Source organism: Streptomyces sp. SID13726, assembly GCF_010548375.1.
In the GTDB taxonomy this organism is placed as follows: domain Bacteria; phylum Actinomycetota; class Actinomycetes; order Streptomycetales; family Streptomycetaceae; genus Streptomyces.
Genome location: NZ_JAAGLY010000384.1, coordinates 1 through 460, shown reverse-complemented (window position 1 = coordinate 460; position 460 = coordinate 1). Strand labels below are relative to the sequence as shown.

The 460-nt window shown below is 70.0% G+C and carries 1 pseudogene; it reads left to right on the top strand.

The features are described from left to right. Positions 1-460, top strand: a pseudogene (locus G3I78_RS48195) (IS5 family transposase); the annotation flags it as partial.

Sequence of the window (460 nt, the reverse complement as noted above, 5' to 3'; positions counted from 1 at the left end):
GACACGGCGTGGGCGCGGATCGAGCCGCTGCTGCCGGTCGCGACCGGGCGTGGTGGGCGCTGGCGTGATCACCGGCAGGTGATCAACGCGATCTTGTGGCGGCTGCGCACCGGGGCGCCGTGGCGCGACGTGCCGGCCAAGTACGGCCCATGGAAGACGGCGCACGAGCGGTTGCGGTTGTGGACCGCGGACGGTACCTGGGACAAGATCTTGGACCACGTGCAGGTCAAGGACGACGCGGTCGGGAAGGTCGAGTGGGTGTTCTCGGTCGACTCCACGCACGTGCGGGCTCATCACCATGCGGCGGGAGCCCGCAAAAAGGGGGCTGTCAGACAGGGTGGGTCAACGATCTCGCCCTCGCGGGTGAGGCACTCGGCCGCTCGCGCGGCGGACTGACGACCAAGATCCACCTCGCCACGGACGGGCGCGGACTGCCGATGAGCGTGATCGTCACGCCCGG